The 18437-nt window shown below is 53.2% G+C and carries 22 protein-coding genes and 1 tRNA gene; 9 read left to right on the top strand and 14 right to left on the bottom strand.

Features of this window, described 5'->3' with window-relative positions; genetic code table 11:
* The first annotated feature begins 13 nt into the window (after positions 1-13).
* From IPI71_06615 to IPI71_06600, 4 genes are all read left to right on the top strand, one after another.
* Complete coding sequence (locus IPI71_06615) at positions 14-850, top strand: ABC transporter permease (GenBank protein QQR70355.1); 837 nt, start codon at positions 14-16, stop codon at positions 848-850.
* Positions 837-1898: an ATP-binding cassette domain-containing protein gene (locus tag IPI71_06610; GenBank protein ID QQR70354.1), complete on the top strand. Its 1062-nt coding sequence runs from the start codon at positions 837-839 to the stop codon at positions 1896-1898. The genes IPI71_06615 and IPI71_06610 overlap by 14 nt, the downstream gene beginning before the upstream one ends.
* A gap of 96 nt (positions 1899-1994) precedes the next feature.
* A tRNA-Gly gene (locus IPI71_06605) sits at positions 1995-2066 on the top strand.
* Between the two features lie 154 nt (positions 2067-2220).
* Positions 2221-2679, top strand: coding sequence for a YbhB/YbcL family Raf kinase inhibitor-like protein (locus IPI71_06600; GenBank protein ID QQR70353.1), 459 nt, complete (start codon positions 2221-2223; stop codon positions 2677-2679).
* Between the two features lie 74 nt (positions 2680-2753).
* Here IPI71_06600 and IPI71_06595 read toward each other — a convergent pair whose 3' ends face one another.
* Positions 2754-3377, bottom strand: coding sequence for a DUF333 domain-containing protein (locus tag IPI71_06595; protein ID QQR70352.1), 624 nt, complete (start codon positions 3375-3377; stop codon positions 2754-2756).
* Positions 3378-3681: 304 nt separating this feature from the next.
* On the opposite strand from IPI71_06595, the gene IPI71_06590 reads away from it, so the two are divergent.
* Positions 3682-4464 (top strand): DUF169 domain-containing protein, encoded by a 783-nt coding sequence (locus tag IPI71_06590; GenBank protein QQR71973.1) that lies wholly within the window; start codon positions 3682-3684, stop codon positions 4462-4464.
* A gap of 6 nt (positions 4465-4470) precedes the next feature.
* Here IPI71_06590 and IPI71_06585 read toward each other — a convergent pair whose 3' ends face one another.
* Together IPI71_06585 and IPI71_06580 are read right to left on the bottom strand one after the other, a co-directional pair.
* Positions 4471-4833: a hypothetical protein gene (locus IPI71_06585; protein QQR70351.1), complete on the bottom strand. Its 363-nt coding sequence runs from the start codon at positions 4831-4833 to the stop codon at positions 4471-4473.
* A gap of 49 nt (positions 4834-4882) precedes the next feature.
* On the bottom strand, positions 4883-5179 hold the full coding sequence (locus tag IPI71_06580) for a hypothetical protein (protein QQR70350.1): 297 nt from the start codon (positions 5177-5179) through the stop codon (positions 4883-4885).
* Between the two features lie 121 nt (positions 5180-5300).
* On the opposite strand from IPI71_06580, the gene IPI71_06575 reads away from it, so the two are divergent.
* Complete coding sequence (locus IPI71_06575; GenBank protein ID QQR70349.1) at positions 5301-6005, top strand: small multi-drug export protein; 705 nt, start codon at positions 5301-5303, stop codon at positions 6003-6005.
* A 78-nt stretch (positions 6006-6083) separates the two neighbouring features.
* Here IPI71_06575 and IPI71_06570 read toward each other — a convergent pair whose 3' ends face one another.
* Both IPI71_06570 and IPI71_06565 read right to left on the bottom strand, forming a co-directional pair.
* Positions 6084-6689: a DUF2121 domain-containing protein gene (locus IPI71_06570; GenBank protein ID QQR70348.1), complete on the bottom strand. Its 606-nt coding sequence runs from the start codon at positions 6687-6689 to the stop codon at positions 6084-6086.
* A 45-nt stretch (positions 6690-6734) separates the two neighbouring features.
* On the bottom strand, positions 6735-7073 hold the full coding sequence (locus IPI71_06565) for a cupin domain-containing protein (GenBank protein QQR70347.1): 339 nt from the start codon (positions 7071-7073) through the stop codon (positions 6735-6737).
* Positions 7074-7146: 73 nt separating this feature from the next.
* Here IPI71_06565 and IPI71_06560 point away from each other — a divergent pair, with 73 nt between their 5' ends.
* The 3 genes from IPI71_06560 (at position 7147) to IPI71_06550 (ending at position 9527) form a co-directional block, all read left to right on the top strand.
* Positions 7147-7944 (top strand): 4Fe-4S binding protein, encoded by a 798-nt coding sequence (locus tag IPI71_06560; GenBank protein ID QQR70346.1) that lies wholly within the window; start codon positions 7147-7149, stop codon positions 7942-7944.
* 43 nt (positions 7945-7987) lie between these two features.
* A complete protein-coding gene (locus IPI71_06555; protein QQR70345.1) occupies positions 7988-8323 on the top strand; it encodes a cupin domain-containing protein in 336 nt (111 codons plus the stop codon).
* Between the two features lie 127 nt (positions 8324-8450).
* Positions 8451-9527: a glycosyltransferase gene (locus IPI71_06550; GenBank protein QQR70344.1), complete on the top strand. Its 1077-nt coding sequence runs from the start codon at positions 8451-8453 to the stop codon at positions 9525-9527.
* A 711-nt stretch (positions 9528-10238) separates the two neighbouring features.
* Here the strand turns inward: IPI71_06550 and IPI71_06545 are convergent.
* The 9 genes from IPI71_06545 to IPI71_06505 all read right to left on the bottom strand — a co-directional run bounded on the left by IPI71_06545 (position 10239) and on the right by IPI71_06505 (position 18375).
* Positions 10239-10622 (bottom strand): hypothetical protein, encoded by a 384-nt coding sequence (locus IPI71_06545; GenBank protein ID QQR70343.1) that lies wholly within the window; start codon positions 10620-10622, stop codon positions 10239-10241.
* Positions 10588-11388, bottom strand: a complete 801-nt coding sequence (locus IPI71_06540) for a hypothetical protein (protein ID QQR70342.1) — start codon at positions 11386-11388, stop codon at positions 10588-10590. The genes IPI71_06545 and IPI71_06540 overlap by 35 nt, the downstream gene beginning before the upstream one ends.
* Before the next feature lie 131 nt (positions 11389-11519).
* Positions 11520-12812, bottom strand: a complete 1293-nt coding sequence (locus tag IPI71_06535) for a DsrE family protein (GenBank protein QQR70341.1) — start codon at positions 12810-12812, stop codon at positions 11520-11522.
* Between the two features lie 92 nt (positions 12813-12904).
* The gene (locus IPI71_06530) at positions 12905-13651 is read right to left on the bottom strand and encodes a SagB/ThcOx family dehydrogenase (GenBank protein ID QQR70340.1); all 747 of its coding nucleotides are present in this window, start codon (positions 13649-13651) and stop codon (positions 12905-12907) included.
* A gap of 89 nt (positions 13652-13740) precedes the next feature.
* Positions 13741-14544 carry a formylmethanofuran dehydrogenase subunit C gene (locus IPI71_06525; protein ID QQR70339.1) on the bottom strand — a complete coding sequence of 268 codons (804 nt, stop codon included), beginning with the start codon at positions 14542-14544 and terminating at the stop codon, positions 13741-13743.
* An 8-nt stretch (positions 14545-14552) separates the two neighbouring features.
* On the bottom strand, positions 14553-16259 hold the full coding sequence (locus IPI71_06520) for a formylmethanofuran dehydrogenase subunit A (GenBank protein QQR70338.1): 1707 nt from the start codon (positions 16257-16259) through the stop codon (positions 14553-14555).
* A gap of 2 nt (positions 16260-16261) precedes the next feature.
* Positions 16262-17635, bottom strand: a complete 1374-nt coding sequence (locus IPI71_06515) for a formylmethanofuran dehydrogenase subunit B (protein QQR70337.1) — start codon at positions 17633-17635, stop codon at positions 16262-16264.
* Entirely contained in the window at positions 17636-18049 is a 414-nt protein-coding gene (locus tag IPI71_06510; protein QQR70336.1) for a molybdopterin dinucleotide-binding protein, read from the bottom strand. It abuts the gene before it with no gap.
* 53 nt (positions 18050-18102) lie between these two features.
* Entirely contained in the window at positions 18103-18375 is a 273-nt protein-coding gene (locus IPI71_06505) for a 4Fe-4S binding protein (GenBank protein QQR70335.1), read from the bottom strand.
* Positions 18376-18437 lie beyond the last annotated feature (62 nt).

Here is an 18437-nt window from a genome sequence, read left to right as displayed (position 1 = left end):
AAAGAGGAAGAAAATGACTGATGCAGGGGAAAAATCCATATGGGCGCGCTACAAGAAGGTCGATTCAACCCTGATCGTCTTTTCGCTCATTGGGTCAACCCTGGTCATCTTCTCATTCCTGGCCCTGGCGACCATTACCCTGACCCAGCTTGCCGATCTTCCCTTCCTAATCAAGGTAGCTACCGATTCCCGGGTGGTCAATTCCATCCTCCTGACATTTGGGGCAGGTCTCATGGTGGTGTTAATCCTCCTCCTCTTTGGGACACCCCTTGCGTATGTCCTTGCACGGACCCATTCGCGGGTAAACAGCCTGATCGAGGCCCTGATCGACATCCCGCTCGTGCTTCCCCATACCGTGGCAGGGATCATGGTCTACCTGCTCTTCATGCAGCGGGGGCTCCTGGGAGCACCGTTGAAGGGGATCGGAATTGTATTTGAAGACGCAATCCCGGGAATCGTCGTGGCCATGCTCTTCGTCTCCATGCCCTTCTACATCAACACCGTCAGGGAAGGTTTCCAAAAGGTGCCACTCCATATCGAGAACGTGGCCCGGACCCTGGGAGCGACCCGGTTCAAAGCATTCATACTGGTTGTGCTCCCGCTCTCCGCCCGGCACATCCTGAACGGAAGTGTGCTGGCCTGGGGCCGGGCGATCAGCGAGTTTGCTGCCGTTATCATGATCGCCTATTACCCGATGATCGTCTCCACGCTCATCTATTACCGGTTCACGACCGGCGGGCTCAAGGAGAGCAGTGCGATCGCTTTCCTGATGATCATGGCCAGTTTTTCGGTGTTCCTGGTGCTGCGGGTCGTCACCCGGTACCTGGGGAGCTACGATGATCGCGTTTGACCATGTCACCCTCACCCTCGGTGAGTTCTCCCTCAAGGACATCTCGTTTACCGTCAGGGATGGTGAATACTTTTTCATCATCGGACCTTCCGGTGCAGGAAAGACCATCATCCTTGAGGCCATTGCCGGCCTCCATGTTCCCGATAAAGGAAGAATTCTCCTCTCTGGGAAGGACGTGAGCATTATCCCCCCTGAGCACCGGGGAGTGGGGCTGGTATACCAGGACTACTCACTCTTCCCGCACATGACGGTGGAAAAGAACATCGCATTCGGTTTGAGGATGCACCACCTCCCCTCCGGGGAGATCAAAAAGACGGTTGAGGGGTTGTTGTCCCGGTTCGGTATTGTGCACCTGCGGTCCCGTGCGACCCTGACGCTTTCCGGGGGCGAGATGCAGCGGGTGGCGCTGGCCCGGGCCCTGGCCATCGACCCCGATATCCTCCTCCTCGATGAACCGCTCTCGGCACTCGATCCGGGCATGAAGGAGTATTTCATCCAGGTACTCAAGGATATCCACCGGGAGAACGCTCTCACCATCGTCCAGGTAAGCCACGATCGCCACGAGATCCTCTCGCTCGGCACCCGTATGGCCCTGATCATGGAGGGATCTCTCGAACAGGAGGGATCGGTCCGGGATGTCTATGCGACCCCGGCCAACCGACAGGTTGCCGAGTTCATCGGGTATGAGAATGTAATGGAAGGAGTGATAGTCTCATCGAGCGACGGTGAATGCCTGATCGATGCCTCAGGGCTGCAACTACGTGCATCCTGCACCCTCCCCGAAGGGCGTGGCGTCACTTTCTGTATCGGCGCCGATGAAATCGTGATCCATCCGCCACAGGCACCCCGTCCCGGCCTAGAAAATACCGTTCAGGGGGTTATAACCGCCATCACCCAGGCTGGATACCTTACCAGGGTCAGGATCGATGCCGGTGCGAAGCTCTCCGCAGTGATGGTCCGGGAAAAGGCGGATGATATGACACTCCGGGTAGGCTCCCGGGTCCTGCTGACGATCCGGAAGAACGCAATCCGGATCATAGGGAACTGAACCAGGCGTTTCGCGAAGGAGCGTATCGGAAACCCGACTGTCCTGACGGCGATTCGATACCCTTAATACTCTTTACCGCGTATCGTTGAGAGCATTGCGCCGATAGTGTAGTGGTTATCACTAGGCGTTGCCAACGCCTAAACCCGGGTTCGAGTCCCGGTCGGCGCATCTCAAGTTCCATGTTTTTCGTCCGGAACCCGGTGCAGGATGTTCATAAATCCCCGGGTCAAGAACTGATCTCTTGTTGAAATGAACCTCGTTTTTCCGGCAAAACATTCATGGGATCTCCACCTGTATACCCTACCAAAGGAGGAATTTTCAAATGGAAAACCTGGTAATCAGTATCGAATTCGACAAGAAGATGTTCCCCCGGAAGCATACCTGCGATGGGGAGAACATCTCGCCCGAGATCTTCATTGATCGAATCCGGTCCCCGTTCCTGGCGATCATACTCGAGGACTGGACCGGGACTGACGAACGGACCTGCCAGTGGATTATCTGGAACATCGAAGCACGGGCAGTCATCCCGGAGAACATCCCCAAAGAGCCGATCGTCACCCATCCCATCGCCGCGGTGCAGGGAATAAATGACTTCCATACCATCGGGTATTATGGCCCCTGCCCGCAGAAAGGGGATACCCATACCTACTACTTCAATGTCTACGGGCTGGACGGCCCTCTCAATATAAAACCCGGCTCGGATACAGATGCCCTGAAAGCAGCGATGGAGGGCCACACGATCCAGTATGGTGGCCAGGCTATCGCCATCTACACCCGGTAACCCTTTTTTCAAAGAGCGTTCTTCCGAAGAAAATTTTCAGAGGATGACCCGGTTAAAAAGAGTAAAGGAGATCCTCAGGCCTTGCACCCTTCACCGCGGAAAAGCGCCCACTCCTCGCAGCTGGTGCCATTGGGGAAGGTGCACATCCCATACTCTGATCCGTCAGGGTTCTTCATGATCTCGACACTGCCGCCGATTCCCTCACAATACACGGAAGCGGGGTTCGGCATTCCAACGGTGGAACCAGGTTTGCACCCTTCACCGCGGAAAAGCGCCCACTCCTCGCAGCTGGTGCCATTGGGGAAGGTGCACATCCCATACTCTGATCCGTCAGGGTTCTTCATGATCTCGACCCTGCCGCCGATTTCCTCACAATACACGGAAGCGGGGTTCGGCATTCCAACGGTGGAACCAGGTTTGCACCCTTCACCGCGGAAAAGCGCCCACTCCTCGCAGCTGGTGCCATTGGGGAAGGTGCACATCCCATACTCTGATCCGTCAGGGTTCTTCATGATCTCGACCCTGCCGCCTATTTCCTCACAATACACGGAAGCGGGGTTCGGCATTCCGGGTGTCGGGGCGGTGGTCGCTACCGGTGTCTGGACGGGAGCTGCCGGCTGGTGGGTGCAGCCACAGATGAGGACAGCTGCGAGGAGGATGAAAAGAACTCCGATAAAGGGAATATTCCGGGCAATCATACTCAATCAGGGAAGCTTGGGAGGGGGGAATATTAGTACTTTCCCACCTCGTCCCGACCGTCCACCGACAGGGCCTGTTTCCCGGCATACCGTCCCTTGCCGTTGCAGGAATTCAGGGTTCCATCAGGAGCATGCTATATCCGGAAGCGATGACTGCGGCAGCAAGCAGGAAAAAACCAGGACACCGGTTGCATAACTGATGCCTCATCGCGGGATGCCTGAACCGGCACCGATCCTCCAACGCTGACCGGGCAGGACCGGGTGCATGAAAGACCTATACGGAAGAAATCCCAAATGGTTGTCCATGCCTGACCTTTCCATTCGCGAACTGGGCCGGATGATCGCGTCTGCGTTCCGGTTAAATACAAAACCTCTGGCCGTGTGCGGATCGCCAGAGCCTCCTTTTGATGCGGTCCCGCTGTCCTCTGTTCACCGCTGCATCGCTGTGACCATGTTCCGGATGGCGATGAACGAGGGCCCGCCGGCAGTTTATATCGGCAGCAACGTGAGCCAGGGGTGCTGTCCCGGCGGGCTTTCCCACACCGGGTACACCATGCGTCCGCCGGCGATCAGCTGGTTCGTCTCGACCGGCCGCCCGGGCATTCAGGACGCCCCGGCGGAGTATCTCAAGGCTGGACCGGAACTGGTCAATGCATGTTTCGATGCCATCGGACCGGTCACACCGGCGGGACCATATCTGGTTATCCGCACCTGCGAATCGGTGGCGGACCACGAGGCGGGAATCCGTGCAATTTCCTGTTTGGGAAACGCCGAGCAGATCCGGAACATGGCCGCCCTGGTCCATTTCGATCGGGCAGAACCATTCTTCCCAGTGCTCGTCCCCTGGGGCCCGGCCTGCGACACGCTCGTGACTTTCCCGGCCGGGATGGCGGCAGGTGCCCCCCGCGGTTCAGCCTTCATGGGCCCGCAGGATCCGACCGTAAACCATGCGCTGCCCCCGGATACCATGGTCATCGGGCTTCCCATCACCGTAGCCCGGAGGATGGGAGACAATATCAGCCGGTCGTTCATAAGCAGGAGACCCGGGGTTGCGTTCCCTGACCGGAATACCAGGATGGAGAAATGAGGCCGGTTACTCCGGGTCCCCTTCATCTCCGCAGGGCTTCCCGGCCTGATAGACGGTGATGATCTTCTCGGCGGTCTCGAGCGAAATGACATCGGCAACGTGTTCTACAAAAAGGACCAGGGCACCAGGCGGGATGCACCCCACGCTCTCGCTCCTGGTAAGGATACGGCCGATGAGGTAAGCCAGTTCATCGGGAGAAAGCCGCTTCAACCGGTCGATGAAGTCAAGGTCATCGGTGGCAAAATGGTTTGCTAACGGGGACAGGATGGAAAAGAAGTCATTAGCGGATGCAGGGTAGAGCTGGTCATCAAGCTCCGGTGCAAGTTTCTTCAGGATCGCGATATCCCGGGTGGAAAGCCTCCGCGCCATCGAACATGGATAGGATCTCTCCGGTGAAAAAAGAGTCGTTCCGGTTGGCTCAGGAGGCGTCCGTGCTCCCGTATTCAGCCGGCAGTCCGGTCATGTCGGCTTCCTGGTCATGGAACTCATTCAGCCGCCGGACCGCTGCCGCAAAGGCTTCATCGAGGGCTTTCCGGTTCTCCTCCCGCTCTCCTTCAGGGAAGTGACCGATGGCCTGGTATCCCATGGACCTGTACCGGTCGAGTCCCTCGAGGGCGGACTGGACCGAAGACCGGGTGAGGATATGCCGATTAACGATCTGGGGGAAAAACTGTTCGATGATTAGGCTTACCTTCGGGTTCAGCGTTCCACTCACCTGACAAATGGCGGTGTGACCTGGTAGAATATAATACATCCTTTCATGGAAACCTCCCCTCATCGCGAAGAGAACGCAAGAGATATCGGATCAGTGTTGCCATCCTGTATGCTGGCACTCCATGGTCCATCCGCTTATCACATCCGCCTTCGAACTCATGCCGAAACGGCATATCAGCATTCCCGAGCGGATCCTTCGGATTGCCCTCCCGTTCCTGCTGGGCGTCCCCTATCTGGGTGTCCTCCTGCTTTTCCTCCCCTATGAACTCTGGCTTGCCCACGGGGGACTGCTCATCGCCTATATCCTGCCCCCGGCAGGAAAAGAGTCGATTATTCCGATCGGGATCGCACTCGGGCTTCCCTGGTGGTTGATGGCTGTTTCCATCGCCCTGATGGATATCCTTGCCGCGATTTTCATGGCCCTGAATTTTGACATCGCCCTGAAGATACCCGGCGTTGGCAAGTGGATCCGGAAATTCATCGACAACGGAGAGGAGTTCTTTGCCCGGCGCCCGTGGCTGGAACGGTTCTACTTCACCGGGGTGGTGATGTTCGTGATGTTTCCCCTGCAGGGGAGCGGGGGAATCGGGGGGACCCTCGTTGGAAGGATGATGGGGCTTTCCCCAGGGAAGGTGATGGTGGCAATTGCTCTAGGAGCGATTGCCGGTTGCACAATCATTGCCCTCGGGGCAGAAGTAATCAAAGAGATCTTCCTGACCAACCCTGCCCTGGGATTGGCCATTGCCGCGCTGATCATCGGGACCCTCGCAGTGCTCTATTTCGTGTACCGGAAAAAGATGGAGGCCCGGTACACCCTGCCCCGGTAACCAGGGTCCGCCGGGTAAACAAATCCCGGGGTTACCAGTGTCGCCCGGGAACCGTACCAGTCACCCGGGGAATCCGGTTTATTTCGGGATTATGCCTTCGCTGCGCAAAGACCGCCGGTCTTCCTCGAGTACCGTATCGAGGCAAGCACAACGTTTCGTTTGCAGGAGAATATAGCTCCTGCTTACCGAGGCTGTCCGGGCGGCAGCCTCATTCATGGCCTTCACAATCACCGCGACCGCATCCTCGCGCGTACCCTCCTTCCCATAGCGCTGGATGGCGGAATGAGCAATCTGCCGGGTCAGCTCATTTCCAAGTACAACAAAGGTGCTAGTATCCCCCCGCCCCCGCACCACGAACCGGGACCCCTCGATGTCTGCGATGGCATAATGCCCTGCAGAGGCATAGAGCCGGCGAATCCGCTGCGTGCCGCTCTCGGACTCGGTCACCTCTCCGATGAGGATACCGTCTCGGTCCCTGACCTTTTCCTTGTCGTCCCGGATCAGGATAACGACCCCAAGCTCCTTCGCCCGGGACCGGAGCTGTCCGTCGTTTGGGATGACACCGGTATAGAGCTCTCTTTCAAGAGTGGTAATGGCTGCATCATCCCCTCCCAGCCGGATCTCCCGCATGTCGCCGGCCATTATCGCCCCTTTCGACCCGGTGTATGCAATAACCAGGCTCATGGCTGTCTCACCTGCCCCTCCACGAAGTCATGGAATGCCGTTTCATCAGAGCAGTATTGTATCCTCTGCCAGGCGGGGTGCCTTGACCGCCATTACCCGGAACAGACCGTTGCTTTCGTTAATCCCGCGGTGTGGAACCCTGGCCGGGCTCTCGGCAAGCATGCCCTTTCCCAACGTTGTCCGCTCGTCCCCGATCTCCACACACCCGATGCCCTCCAGGACATATAAGGAGACGTCGACCAGCATGGTATGCTTCTTCATCGCTTCACCCGGCCGGAGGGTGACGACCACCGCGACTGCGTGGGGCGATTCATGTGCTTCCCGGGCATCGACATGGTGGGGTTTGGGGCTGTTAGGGAGTCTCTCCACGTCCATGACCTTCATGATCAGGGATCTCTCTTGCGGATCAATATCAATTTAGAGTATGGCATCACAGAAGAAACTGTCAGGTGATAGTATGGCCTACCAAGAGTTCAGGTTCATAGGATTCCTTTACGCCCTGGTCTTCTTCTTCGTCCTCTTTGTGCTCTGGTATACAAAGCGGTGGAGACGCTGGCAGGGGGTAGCCCTCCTCGTGATCACAGTTACCCTTGGCTTTCTCATTTTCTCCCCGATCATCCCCTGGCAATTCCAGCAGCTTGTCCTCAGGGACGTCCAGGGGATCGGCGGTCCGATTGGTATCGCGGTGATCGGGATCCTCACCATGCTCGCCCTCTCGTTCCTCTTCGGCAGGTTCTATTGCGGGTATCTCTGCCCGGCGGGGGCAATCCAGGAGCTTTCCTACCTTGTTCCGGTTCCGAAACTCCTGTTGGATAACAAGGTCGTGCCGTACCTGTTCCGCTGGGCATTTTTTTTCGTTTTCATCGGGGCCGGGATCGTGCTTTCCAAGGGCATCCTAGCGTTTTTCGGCATCCGGGACTTCTTCAACCTCGTCTTCTCCGCCGCTTTTTTCGTCTTCCTGGTCATCATCGGGCTCTCATTCTTCCTGTACCGCCCGTTCTGCCGGTTCTTCTGTCCTTTCGGGGCACTCGTCTCGATCCCTGCCATGGGAAGCAGGTTCAAGATCCAGCGGACCGATGCCTGCATTGATTGCATGAAGTGCGAGAAAGCCTGTCCCACGAACGAAGCGAAGCAGACCGATCTGAAAGCGGAATGCTATCTCTGCCACCGCTGCCTCGATGTCTGCCCGGTGGAAGGTGCGCTGGAGTACACCCGGGCCGGGGGAAAAACCAGCCAGCCGGTGAAAAAGAAGTAAAAAGAAATAGCCATAAAAGAAAATACCAGTGATATTCCATACCATGACAACCGCTGCACGTGATGAACTGAAGGGAAAAGTCCTCTCTCTCAAAGACCTGGTCGATTACCAGCAAGGGACCATTGCCAGCCGAATGATTGTCAGCACACCGTCCGGGAGCATCACCGTCTTTGCCTTCGATGAGGGTGAGGCTCTCTCGGAGCATACCGCTCCGTTTGACGCCGTCCTCACCGTTATTGACGGCAGAGCAGAAGTTACCATTGGAGGTCTTCTGAATTACCTGGAACCCGGGGAGACCATCATTATGCCGGCCAACATCCCCCATGCGGTGTCAGCAATCACCCGGTTCAAGATGATGCTCACCATGATCCGGGGCTAGCCGTCTGATAAAAACTGTGGATGCAGTTTTTATGTCAAAACCCATTAGGAGAGAAACCATAAAGAAATTCTCACTGGTTGATTGCCTGTAGAATAAATAGAATTAAATTCGCTCGAAAGGATTTGAAATGAAATGTGCGGTCTTTCATGATTATTTTGGAGCAGTTGGAGGGGGGGAGAAAGTTGCTCTCGTTATTGCACAGGCTCTTGACGCAGATATCATCACTACCGATACCGATTGTCTTGAGAAGTTTGGATGCAATATTCCGGTCATGAGCCTTGGGGAAACCCCAAAGATCCCTCCTATCAAGCAGACCACAGCAGTTAATCGATTCTCCTCGTGTGACTTCTCTGATGAGTACGATTTTTTTATTTTTAGTGGCAACTGGGCGCATCATGCATCAGATAAGCACCATCCAAATCTCTGGTACTGCCACACCCCGGTAAGGGCATTTTATGACCTCTATCAGATCCTTCTCCAGCGCCAGTCTTACCTCAGGCGCCAGGCCTTCAGACTCTGGGTATATCGGCACCGCCGCCTTGATCAACAGGCCGTCTCGCATATCGATAAGATAGTGACCAATTCGCAAAATACACTGGGAAGGATAAAGCGATACTACCAACGGGATGCCGTCATTATTTATCCCCCGGTTGATACTTCGCAATTTTCCTGCAGGGAATACGGGGACTACTGGCTTTCTGTGAACAGGCTCTACCCTGAAAAGAGAATCGAACTCCAGATCGAGGCTTTCAGGGAGATGCCTGATGAGCGGCTCGTTATTGTAGGTGGATATGCACTTGGAGATCACGCCAAAAATTATGCACTCCGACTCTACGAAAACCTACCGGCAAATGTAGAGATACGAGGAGAAATTACGAGCGAAGAACTCTCTGAACTGTACGCCACCTGCAAAGGATTTGTGACTACGGCCTTGGATGAAGATTTTGGGATGACGCCTGTAGAGGCCATGGCTTCGGGGAAACCGGTGGTAGCGGTGCGCGAAGGGGGATATAAAGAGAGTGTTGTCGATGGAGTGACAGGATTCCTCGTGGATGCAGATGTACCGAGCCTTGTTAAAGCCATGAGAGTTGTTTCAAAGAACCCGGAACAATACAGGAAGGCATGTATACAGCGTTCGCGATTGTTTGATATCTGTTTTTTTAAGGAGAAAATAAAAGACCAAGTTCGTTCATTGTTAGAATAATAGAGCCAAAGAGAGACTGTCCAATCAATAAATTCCATATATAAACTGATCTGATCTTTCCGCCATCGGGGGCTCGTAAAGGTTCAAATCTGGTAAAACAAGTTGTATTAGATACGTTTCGGTACCTTTATTTACTTTCCAATCACGCGCCCCTATGGTCATCTTTTCCGATGAAGTTGAAAGCAAGGCATTACACGACCTGTTTTCAAATCAGATGCCGATACCTGACTTCACCAGATGAAGGATGAGAAGGTAGTGTTTATGTACTTTTGGCCGGGATGATTATTTTGAGCAGGATTCACTCAAAGAAGAAATTACAGGCCTTGGCTGAATGGTAATCCCGATAGGAGGCTATACTGGTCAATTGCTTCTGGCGAATTGGGTTAAGTTGTCAACCTAACTTCGCCACTTTTCAGTACTTCCATCAAATTTAAACGACTTAACCCAATTCGCCAGAAGCAATTTACCAGTGATTTGGCGCCTCCAGGCTACCATATCTCTTGATAAAATCTCCAAGAATTGGGCGTATTTCTGGGGAGAAGTTGGAAATGATCTTGACAGGATACCCAAAAGAAGGGTATATGATCGTAAGTGTCAAATTCGTGAGATAATTTTTGAGGACTTTCAGATTTTTCACGACGGGATCTTTACAGAAAAGTTGTGTCAAACTCACCAGGACTTTGGTGAGGAAAACGATCAACACGCACCCGATCACCGCGTGTTTGGACCAGTGCCGGATCGGCCGGGCTCGGCTCCTTCTTTGAGGTCCCGGATGAACTTCTCTGCACGGTCACGATTCTTGTAGGCATTCAGGATGTTTTCGGGATCATCATCGATGGTTGATTCAAGCACGAAGAAACCTTCAAGACCGGTTACATAGGGGTTGGGGATATCGCCAATGATCTTCTGGAGATGACCACGGGCGATGATCCAACCCTCAGGAGCGATATACTGGCCGAGATCTTTTCCGCGTTCAACCTTCTTTGTGAGAACCTTCCCCTTCTCCAGGTCTTTCTCAAGTTTCCTTGCTTTCTTCGTCAACTGGTCACAGGCCAGGTCGTCACAGAAAAATATATGCCCGGACTTCTTCGCCATCCCGATATTTGACACATGAATAGACCCGGTTGCCAGAAACGAATGAAACCTGGCTTTCTTTCCTGGCATGGTAGATCGTTATCTCGTTCCGGTATGGTCCTTTCTTCTTTGCTTTCAGGGTCAAATAATGGAACTTCAGATCGCGGATCCTTCGTTTGTTATCCTGGGTATTCCCTCCACAGTCAAACACCAGAAGACTGCCTTCAGGAAGAACGCTCGAGCATAACCGGATCAGCATCTGCATATGCTTTTTATCCTGAACATTTCCTTTCTGGATGGTCAGCATCGTCGGTATGTTATTGAGGCCGACACTGATCCCAAATGCGATCTGGAGTTTCCCTGGCTGATTGTCCCGGGAATACCCTAACTCCCCCAGCGGACATTTTGTCCCCTCAAAGTAACTCGAACTGAAGTCCACGAACTGGGTTGGATCCACGAGGCTCTGCTGGGAGATCCAGCGTTGAAACTGGTCAAGAACAATCGACTTTCTTTCTCCCAGTCGTTCCAGAGTCCGATACAAACTCCGGTCTGAAATTGTATCTTCAAACCCCAGTGTCTTGAGAAGTTCGTCGGGGGTAAAGTCCAGAATCTTATTGATCGATACCGATTGATTGAGTTTGTTGCTGATGAGAGCTTTTACGGATGGTATGAATGACTTGCTTCGACCACCAACTCCGCCAAGAACTGATGCGAAAAAGTTGGTCTCCGAATCAATTTTATCGATTAATGCTATATTACCTAATGAGAAGGCTGTGTTTTTTTGCATGAAATTATATAAACACTACCTTCTCATCCTTCTTCTGGCGAAGTCAGGTTGTCAAGATTTTATGGAATTACAAAAAATGGCGAAGTTAGATTAGATCACAGTTCCAGGATAGAAATACTGGTATTCTATAATTAGAATAACAGGACCCGCTGATAATCGGTAAGAATTCCTCCAGGGGCCTTAAAAAAGATTTGTGAAAGCATTGCAGGATCTACCATTTGGACTCCTTTGCATGCAGGGCTACCCGAAAGCCCCCGTTCCCGGAAAGATGGAGTATACGCATAATACTCGAGGTTGCCCGTGCCATTTGTTGCCGTAATGACTGACTGGATATTGAGAACCGGATCGGTATCGCTAAGCTTATGGTGCCCTGATAGGGAATAGATCCCGTCTTCCATGAACACCACCCTGGTGAAGATTCCCAGGTGTGAGCAGGCCAAGGCGAAGGTAAGTGCCCCGAAAGCCATTTCATTCCCATAGGGAGGGTGGGTAACGAGCACCACAAGAGACGGATGATCAGAGTGTCCCGGGGACCGTATCTCCGGTACTTTTAGATTTCTTGGAAGCTGGATCGCACATGCTGAATGCGAAAGGACCGGATGAATCCTGCAGAGACGACTGGCAATCTGGGATATATCCCAGATTCGTGCCGGAGGAATGGTGCATGAAGAGATTACCTTCCCCTTATTCCCGGTAAATGTCGCAAACCCTCTCGACGCTGCACTCCGGGAACAGACCAGGAACAGGGGAGAGAGCCCTTTTTTCTGGGCTGCCTCGTTCACTTTCAGGAGCATATCCCCTGCATTTACCGTCATTGTCGGCCGCTGGTCATGGTGCATTAAATACACCCCATCCAGGAAACCGTACAGCTCAGGAGAAATCTTCTTTCCCACTGCTGCATGGAAGAGATCGATTATTGTGGAAGGGGACGTATTCAGGTAAGGAGATGCACACTGGAGGAACCCCAGACAGCGGTCCTTTGTTTCCTGCTGGGTCGCTTTCAGGAGAATTTCTGCAAAGGAACTGCCTGTTCCTGAAGTCCCCGAACCTGCACAAACGATCTGATCGGGACTCCTCCTGGAAAACGGCTCTATCGAAATACCGCGCGTCAGAAGGTCCCGGGAATCAAATATGAACCGCACGTGCGGCAATCTGAAGAGGATGTCCCAGAGCTTCGAGAGACGGTGATCGACGAGGCAGTAACAGGCATCATTCGAGAGGAAGAGAGAAAAGCCCGGCACGGGCGTTCGGGGATGGTGATGAAGGCTCTCAGGGTAGTGGCGGGTGCAGTATAATTTCAGAAGTTCGGTTATCCAGGTGAACCTCTCCAAGGTCAGCTTCTCTGATGTGTAAAAGATGTTCGAATACATCATGACCCGCACCAGGGTGACCCGCACCAGGGCGGGAGTTGTCGCTGCAGACAATCCAGGGCTCTCTTTGTATCGTTACTCCCGCGGGCGATTCCAGCTGATTTCCAACCCTTGCCGTGTCTATCCATTGTCCATTATCCATTATTTCAGAAATCCCGGTTAACCCTCCCGACTGCCGCAACGTACAGCGGCCACTGGGACTCCGGATCGAGGCCCATCAGCTGAACCATCATCTGGTCATGGAAGAGATCGATGGGGTGAACACGGCATCCGATGCAAGCCGAAGCCATGATTAAAGCCTGGCAGATATGGCCGGTCTCGATAAAGATGCTCCTGTATCCCCTGTTCCCAAGTGCCCAGACAGAACGGTGGGGGGAGGCTATCCACAGGAACGTGACCGATGCGCGGGTGATAACTTTGAAATTCATACTCGCCGTTCCCATGGAAAAAGGGATATCGGAGTCCTCCCGTATGGCCGCGATCCGGTGAGTGCCGGGGAGGTAGTGGTATATCCCGGTCGGGAGATCCTCAATTTCTCCCGCAACGAAATAGGTGTCAATAGGGTGCCGCTCCCCGCTTGAAGGAACATTCCGGATGCGGGTAAGACTTCCATCCAGTTTCCTCTCTCCCTGCATACACCAGAGCAGATATGAGAGTTCTTTCATAGTCAGCGAGGAACGTGAGAAGAATCCAACCGGCTCCCAGTTTTCAAGTGCCTTGCGAACCGGCATCTCTGGTATCCTGATACGCTTCGGGCTGGGAAGCTTAATGATTTTTGTGCCTTTCGGAACCGGCAGTTCAGGAGAAGGTTCCGGAACTCTCAGGATCATGTCCACCGTGGAGTAGTCCGGGTACCTCGTTTTTTCCATAAATTCTTTTCCTGGGTTGGTCATTGGATCACTCGAGTCGATTCAGAGATGTATTCGATGGGGGGGGAAGCCTTCATCAGGATTGCCTGGCAGGAAAAATGGGAGGATCCGGTTCAGGAAGCCATAACATAGAGATTTGCATAGACTTCTTTTCCTTTTACTTTAGGGTGACGCTCCCCCAGATCACCAATATAGTGGTTAAAGATCGCAGTCGTACCATCGATTTCCCGTTCGGCCATTCCCACCTTTTTGAACCCGGGGAGCATATACTGGATCGCACCAAGCACATAGATATCCCCCTTTACCATCTGGCCTCCGACACGTCCCTGGACGTCGCCTTTGATAACAACGGTCCCCCCTTCCGCGTGGGTCGACACATGGATGAAGGCATTCTTCTCGATGATTATGGTCCCGCCGAGCATGAACGTTCCGATGTCGTTTCCTGCATTACCACGGATACGGATTGTCCCTCCCCGCATTCCCCGCCAGTCACCGCGATATGCACATCCAACGTAATTCTCAGCGTTGCCATCGACAAGGATCTCCCCTCCTTCCATCGCGATCCCGCAAAATGAATGAACGTTACCCTTAACATGGATTTTGCCACCTTTCATCCATCCGCCGAGATACATGTCGGCATTGCCATCGACCGTGATACTGCCGGCAGTCATCTTGGTGCCGATATACTTCACCCGCGAGCAGTCACCCGCAATCCATATTTCTGTCTCTTCTGGGGTCTTCCCGGCCTTTCCCGAGACTTCAAAGAAGTCGCCTAGCTTAAGCGTAGCCTTTCCTTCGCGGGCATCGAGTTCAGCGATTTCTGCCGGGGTCTTTCCGGCAAATACATCCGGGGATATGTTGTAACACTCGAGATACAGTTCGGGGGTTTTGTAGGGTTTCATGGTTACCAGAGCCATGGTTCACCTCAGGCCTCCACATCGATGTTGATCACATACGGGTTTGGAGCTAGGGAGTCCCATACCGGGTAGTTGCCGAGACTGACCGTGTACTCTTTCAGGAATTTTTCGTGAATGTCCCGGATGACCTGGGGGTTCTCTTTTACCTTGGCATTAACCCATATGGTTCTCTTGTTGCCGTGGCTGACAATATCACCGTCTTTTACCACGATCTCTCCAGACTTGATGAACCAGCGCGCCCGTGAAAAAGCCCGCTCAATCAGTTCCGGATCTGATGGCATGTCCTTGTAGTTAAGATCGAGGACCACCACATTCGCATCCATTTTCGGAGCAAGCCCGCCGAACATATGGGAGAGCCCCAGCGCTTTTGCCGGTCCAGCCCTCGTCATCTGGGCAATTTCGTAGAGGTTGCGTTCGGTCTCGATGGAATGCAGGGTTGTTGCATCAATCACCTTGTTGCTATGCTTGAACGAGGCCAGCGTCTCATCCCGGGCCTTCCTGCTCATCAGCCACTTGATGATTCGCGGATACCGGATGAATGGGCCCGCATTGGGGTGATCGGTGGTGATGAAGGTCCTCATCGGATCTTTTGCATATAACCCCAGTTCGAGCCCGATTGCCCACTGGATGCCGCATACTTTGATATCCTTATCATAGACGTAAGGGACAACTCCCGCAGCAGTCTCAAGTTCTACATCGGTATTCGCCCACTTCAGGTGGTTTAAGTGGTTGAGGTGGTGCTCGAAAGGACCGTCGGCAGTCATGGTGGTTGTCTCATCGAGCGTCACGCAGCCCAGATCGACGGTGATATTTTTCTGTCTGTTGATGTATTCCATAACCTCCCGGGCTTTCGACTCGAAGTTCCCCCATGAATCGCCGCCATACGAGTGAAACTGGATATGGGTGGAATGCATGACTGTATCGCGGGAGAACTTATTCTTTGCTTTCATCCCTTCAGCGAGCCGGAGGGAGTCCAGCGTTACCCTGTAGTTGCCAGGTATGCCAAGGCTGTTCTGATGGATATGAATCGAATGCGGCAGTCCGAGATATTCGTTGGTCTTCATGAGGCCCGTGATAATTTCGGCAGGCGTTATGTCAAAGAACGGGACCGGATCATTGAGGGTCAGACAGTTCAGGCCCCATGCCCAGGCTGCTGTTCCACCCGGGTTGACCAGCTTTATCCCGTATCCCTTGGTAGCTGCCAAGAGCCAGGCAACATACGAGGCACTGTTCTCAATTTCTCCGTTCTTGAGGTATTCAAGAACGAACCAGTTGTTGGCAAAGACCGGGAGCGCTCCCTGATCGATGATCGGGGTGTCGTGTATCTCTTCGTGGACGTGAGGGGAATGCAGGGGCGGCATGGCAGCCTCCATGACAAAGGCGTACCCCATCCTGGCATAGTCGTACCCAGTCTTGAAGGTGCTGGGGATCGAGAATCCGCTCTCTACCCGGAAGTTCTCCTTTGCGTCGGGACTCTTGAAAAGTTTGTCTTCTGGCCGCATCAAACGTCCGACATTTACCTTTGGGCCGGCGACATGGGCATGGATATCAACACCGCCCGCCATCACCACTTTACCACGGGCATCGATTACTTTCGCATTTGACCCTACCTGTTCTACAATACGGTCATCCTTTATGGCGATGTCAGCCACATCACCGTCAATATTCCGGGTCGGATCGATGACAAACCCGTTCCTGATTAAAATCTCAGCCATGCTCACTGCTCCGCTACGGAAGGTGCTTTCGCGTGCTCTCTGGCAGGCAGCCAGATCGGTTCGGTCTGTGTGAGCTCGCACATGCGTTCGTAGATCTTATCGAAGAGCTTTTCATCGCTGGGTACTCCTTCAGGCCCATCAACGACTTTCTTGAACTGAATCGGCACATTGTCCATACGATAGACTACTCCGGGCTCTTCCACACCAACAACGCGTACAGGGATATGAAGGTCTGAGATTTCACTTGCCATGCAAATGTTCGGATCCACGGTTATGAACGGGTGCTTCTTCAGGTGCTTGATGGCATCGATCGGGAAGTGAGCGCCGGCATCGGTCCCGACATTCACAAAACAGTCAACCTCGTCCCTCATGGCGAGGTCGATCGAGCTCGTCTCTCCAGGGTTCATATGAGCATGGGTACCCTTTGAGAGGTCAATGCAGTAGGGGAACCCGAACTGCCATGACCAGACCTGGCCTGGTCCAGCAATGTTGTAATGGCCCCGCATGGCCATGATTGACGCCTTGGTGTGGCTGTTAATATCCCGAGTCAGGCTAATGGCCGCATCAACATTATGATTTCGGCCATCAGTATGGCAGCAACCCATTCCGTAGAAAATCATGACAAACCGGGCCTTTTTAATTTTTTCCGTTGCTTCGAGGATTTGATCCTTCTTGATTCCTGCAACCTCATCGGGGATGTCATGCCCCCGGAGAACGGTCCTGAAGGCGTCGAAGAGGTCGTAATCATGCCCCTGTCTGATCATGAGGTGGATGTTTGCAAGTTTGGCCGTGTCGGTCTCCCGAGGATCTATACAGATTATCGTGCGCTGCATCTTCCCCTTGGTGGTAAAGAATCCCCGGGGAAAGATGGAGTAGCGGGAGGTATGGCGGGGATGGGCATGCATGGGATTGCAACCCCAGAACAGAACAACATCGGCGCGGTTCTTCACCTCACCTAGAGTGCAGCTGGGATAGCCATTGTCGAAGATGGCGAGAAATGAGGGGCCATGGCAGATTGACGCACAGTTGTCGAGCACGGCACCGGCCTTCTCGGCCACCCGTGCAACAGCACTCATCCCTTCGCAATTGGTCGAACCGAACCCGTAAATTAGCGGTTTTTTGGCCTTGAGCAGGGTTTTTGCTGTGTAATCAACAGCTTCATCGTAGGTTATCTCTGTGAAACTCCCGTCAGGCTGTCTCATCCGTGGCTTTTTTGGCCTGTCGGGACTCGAGACATGATGAAAGATCTCATTTCCAATAACACATGCATTCCTCGTCTCGAGGATTTTCTTTCCATCATCTGATACAAGAACTTCAATGTCATCACACGATGCCCCACAGTAGGGGCACCCGACCTGGGTGATCCATTTTGGCATCTAAATACCTCCTTTCCAGAGTCCGACTGCCCCCTGAACCAGTTCAAGGGCAGTTTTTATCTTTTGGTCTATTGCAGGCTCGATGGTGACCGGAAAACCGCTGTACTGGGGAGTCCCGGTCGACTGTGTCCGGGGCGGAACGATCTGGTTCGCCCACACCCCCTGTCGAATGTGAGCAAGGCCGGGAGGGCAGAACTGGGTTGGCTCGATCGCCTTGACAATGACAGATCCGACTTCACTAGTGACCCTGACATTGGTATTCCTCCAAATACCGATCCGTCTCATATCCTCAGGGTTCATTTCGACAACAGAACAGGCTTCGAAATACTCGCGGGTAGTCTTGCCCTTTTCCATGGCCTGTCCCTCTTCAATAGCACGCTGGGTAATCATGTTCAGCACGATTTTTTCACTCATATGGAAACCTCATTGACTGTGGTAAGGCTCATCAATCTCCTGGTTTTTAAGAATCAGACTGGTGAGACCGCACGTTCTGACGGAAATTCTCCGCGACCAGAAAGCGAGATCACGTTATAGGGACATGCATCGATACATACGCCGCAACCAGCGCAGAGCTCTGACTTGAAATCGAGGCTGATCGATTTTCCGTCCCTGACCGTGTAGATCTTCTCCCTGGTGACCGGTTCAAAGGTATAAATCTCCAGGGCATTGACCGGGCATGCCGCAACACAGTTGCCGCATCCGGTACAGCGTTCGATGTTTACATGTACACTGAAAGCCATGTAAGGAGGAGGGGTTGTCATTATTATTAAACATTATGAAATTGTTAATGACAATAAATTAT

It is taken from the genome of Methanolinea sp., from assembly GCA_016699325.1.
Taxonomy (GTDB): domain Archaea; phylum Halobacteriota; class Methanomicrobia; order Methanomicrobiales; family Methanospirillaceae; genus UBA9949.
Note: the sequence above shows the minus strand (reverse complement) of the source record. Positions and strands in the feature narration are given on the sequence as shown.